We start from the raw sequence: 3912 nt of genomic DNA, 5'->3' as shown, positions 1-3912 counted from the left end.
CACCCGAACCCGCCGTACGACCCGGCGGTGCGGCGGTTGCCGGTGTTCGCGCCCGAGAACGCGCCGCGTCGGCTCGCGGCCCTCTACGCGCCGAACGAGGCGGAACTCGTCAGAACCGATCTGTCGGATGTGTTCGAATTCATCCCGATCTCCGCCGAGCCGATGCGCATCGGTGCGTTCGAGGTGCGGGCCGTGCCGGTGGCGCACCTGTGCCCGGCGTGGGGTTTCCGCGTCGCGGCCGGGGACAAGGTGCTGGCCTACACCGGCGACACGGGCTGTTGCCCGCAGCTGACCGAACTCGCGGCGGATGCCGATGTGCTGCTGTCCGAGGCGTCCTGGGCGGACTTCGCGGGTGCCCCGGACGGCGTGCACCTGTCCGGGCGCCAAGCGGCCGAGGTGGCGAAGACGGCCGGGGCCCGACGCCTGCTGCTCACGCACATCGCGCCCTGGTCGGATCGGGACGCGATCCTCGCCGAGGCGGTCGCCGCCTTCGACGGCCCGACCGAACTCGTCGTACCCGGCAGCAGCTACCAGGTGTTCTGACGTGAATACCGCTATTGCTGCGGCCGAGTTCGGGTCGGCCTGGACTGATCTTCGCGGAGTGCTCCACGGACGCGAGGCTGGTACCGGTTGGACTCTGTGCGGACGGAACGTCGACGATGCCGCTACTGCGACAGTTGCGACTGTCTGTGATCGTTGCATGATCGTGGTGGACATCGCGGATAATCTGGAACAACGGATTTATCGCGATGAAGTTCCGAAAGACTGGCTGGTGATACAGCGACTTGCGCGTCACTACCAACGACAGCCGTCTGTGATTCGCGTTGTTTTGAGATTGCTGGCGGAGCGCGGTGTGGTCGAGCAGCGCTGCTATGGCGGGAAAACTCGTTACCTGGTCGCTGGGGTGGTCTCGTTTTCTCGCTATCAGCATATTGCTGACGATCTAGAGGAGAGGATCGCTCGTGGTGAATTCACGGACGGGTGGCTGCGTATCAACCCGCTGGCAAAGGGTTACGGCTGCGACCCGCAGACACTGCTGAAATCTCTGCGATTGTTAGCGGAACGTGGTGTGACGGAGGAGTTGCCACACTGCGGGCCAAAGCCGCATTGGCGTGTCTGCGGAGTTCCTACATATTCCTCGAAGTCGAAGGCAGTCCTAGATGATATGCGGGCGCGAATTATGCGAGGGCAGTGGAAGAGGAAGACACTTCCGGCGCGGCCCGAACTGGCAGAGATGTACGGCGTGGCGGTCAGAACCATCGGTACAGTGCTCGCCGCGCTCTACAAGGAGTTTCCGGAGTTTCGAAAAAATGTGAGTTATCGAGAGATTGCGGATGTGTTGGAGCGGCGGATCCTTACCGGAGCGTGGGCGACGGGCATGCTGGTGCCGCTGAAAGAAGTCGCGCGCGAGTTCAGGACTAAGCCGGACACGGCGCGCAGAGCTATGGAAGTTCTGCAAGTGCGGGGTTTGGCGGAGTCTAACGCCGAGTTCGCAACATGGGGTCCATATTGGACTGTTCATCATCCCGACAGTCTGTCGGGGCAGGTGCGGCCCGATCCAGAGGCGATTGCGGCGGATATTGAAGCCAGGTGGTCCTCGGAGACGACCCTGCCGTCGATGCTGTACTTCATGCGTCGCTACCACGCGGATTCGTACACCATCGACGCCGCCCTGAAACTCGTGCGCGCCTGGAAGAACACCGCCGGACTAGCAGGGGATTCGCCTGGTCCCTCCTAAACTCAGAGGACACAGTGGACACATCGTCGAATGGGCCGTCCGCGCGGAACATGCTGACGGGAACGACACACAACGCGGTGCAGGCCGGGCAGATCCTCGGCGGAGTGCACGTGCACGCCACGACCCAGCCGGTGCCACCGACACCGCAGCAGCTGCCTTTCGTGGGCCGGGTCTGGGTCAACCGTGATCATGAGATGGCTGTGCTCGACGACGCGTTCGCCCGCGCCGGGAACGAGCCGCTCGTCATGGTCCTCACCGGCCCACCCGGCTACGGGCTGACGACATTGGCCACCCGGTGGATACGGGCACACGCCGACGACTTCGTCGATGGCGTCTTCTACTGCGACCTGGCGTGGGAAGATCCCTGGGATCTCGTGGCGCGCTGCTTGCGAGCATGGGGACATGCGGCGCCGATGACCAAACCCGAACGCGGCGCGCTCTGGCGGTCCGTCGCAGCGCCTCGCCGGTACGCGGTGCTGCTCGATCACGCCGCGCATCCCGAGCAGCTGACACCGCTGCTGGCGCCCTCACCCGACAGCGCCACCATCGCCACCAGCACGTCCTACCTTGACACGCCGGTGGTCGTTGACCATCTCGACGTCGGGCCGCTTCGGCGTGACCACATCGAAGACCTGCTGCGGGCGTTAACCCACCGCCGCGTCACCCTGGCCGCTCACCAGGTGAGGTGGCTTGCCGAACGCTGCGGAGGTAATCCGCGCCAGGCCACGATCCTGGCCGCCCAGGTCTGCCAACGACCCGACTCCGTGCTCCCACCACACACCGAACCCCCGACGAAGGGAGTCTTCGCGATGGCATGGGAAGCCGTCTCGCCCCAGGCCCGAACAATCCTGCGCCGCGTCGCCGCTCACCCGGTCCCACACGTCGACCTGCGCATGCTCGGCGAGCACGACGAGACGGACAGCGCGGTCGTCGAGCTGACCGCCGCGGGCCTTATGGAGGTCACCGAGCAGGCGGGAACCCGGCGAGGCCACCTGCCCACCTCGGTAGCACAGGAATTCCGCCGCGAGGAACACGAGGACACGCAACAGGTGCGCTCCTGGTATCTCCAGGAGTTCGTCAACCTCGCCGTGCTCCTGAATCAGCACTCCCGCCGCCCGAACGGCATGCTCGAACCCTCGACACCGGTGTGGCCCAGCAAAGTCGCGGCGATGCGCTGGTTCGCCGCGGAATGGCCCGCCCTTCACCACCTCGTACGCCACTCCGACGACGACACCTGGGTGTGGCTGGTGGTCTGGGCGGCGTGGGACGGCCTGCTCAAGGCCGGCCGAATCGACCTGGTCGAAATCCACGAACTCGCCGCCCAGGCGGCCGAGCGCGATGGTCGTTTGGATGTGCTGGCACGGATGCTGACCCGCCAGTCGTGGGGTTGGCGACACCGCAAGGAACACCGGCGGGCAATTGACGTGGCCAACTGCGCAATCGGAACGGCCTACGCCGCAGGTGATCGCGCGGAACTCTCAACAGCGCTCAGCGGCTGCGGACGCGCACACCTGGCGAACCGCCGCCCGGTCATCGCTCGCCGCTTGTTCACCGAGTCGCTAGACACAGCCGACTCCGAACGCGGCCGTGCCCTACGCAAGCGCCATATCGCCGAGACCTACGAAACCGAAAACGACTGGGACGCGGCCCGCCACTGGTACGAGCAGTCCGCGACGACCCTCGACACCGTAGGCGACCGTGAGGGCTGGGCGCGCAGCGTCGGGAAGCTGGCCTACACCCTCGTCCACCTCGGCACACCACACGAGGCGCTAGTCCGCCTCGACGAACCGAAGGGCGTCATGGCCGCCTCCGGCTCGCTCGGATACCTCGCCGATCTCCTCACCATCGAAAGCAGCGCGCATCGCGCACTCGGCGACAGCACCAAAGCGGACACCCTGCTCGCCGACGCCGACGAACTCACCCGACAAGCGCGACAGCTCTACACCGTCTGACCTCAACCTGGTCCAAGTGTCGTTGCTCAGGAAGTGGGGCCGGATCCGTACGAATACGGTGACCACCACCGTCGCGACGACTACGTGGTGCTGATGGTGCTATGGAAGGCCGATCTGGTCACGACCGGCCAACTCATTGTTGAGGGCCCCGGAGAGCAGAGGACATTGCGTGTTCAAGCTAACGGACAACGTCAAGACCACGGTGGCGTTGACCACCGGATT

General features: G+C 65.3%; 3 protein-coding genes. All 3 read left to right on the top strand.

What is annotated here, in order from left to right:
- Positions 1-543: MBL fold metallo-hydrolase (locus MOQ72_RS43945; RefSeq protein ID WP_242192002.1), on the top strand; the 543-nt coding region annotated here is incomplete at its 5' end.
- A gap of 157 nt (positions 544-700) precedes the next feature.
- A complete protein-coding gene (locus MOQ72_RS43940; RefSeq protein WP_242192001.1) occupies positions 701-1738 on the top strand; it encodes a GntR family transcriptional regulator in 1038 nt (345 codons plus the stop codon).
- 50 nt (positions 1739-1788) lie between these two features.
- Positions 1789-3690 carry a MalT transcriptional regulator family protein gene (locus tag MOQ72_RS43935; protein WP_242192000.1) on the top strand — a complete coding sequence of 634 codons (1902 nt, stop codon included), beginning with the start codon at positions 1789-1791 and terminating at the stop codon, positions 3688-3690.
- Positions 3691-3912 lie beyond the last annotated feature (222 nt).

Source organism: Saccharopolyspora soli, from assembly GCF_022678645.1.
Lineage (GTDB): Bacteria > Actinomycetota > Actinomycetes > Mycobacteriales > Pseudonocardiaceae > Saccharopolyspora > Saccharopolyspora soli.
This window is presented reverse-complemented; position numbering and strand designations above follow the sequence as displayed.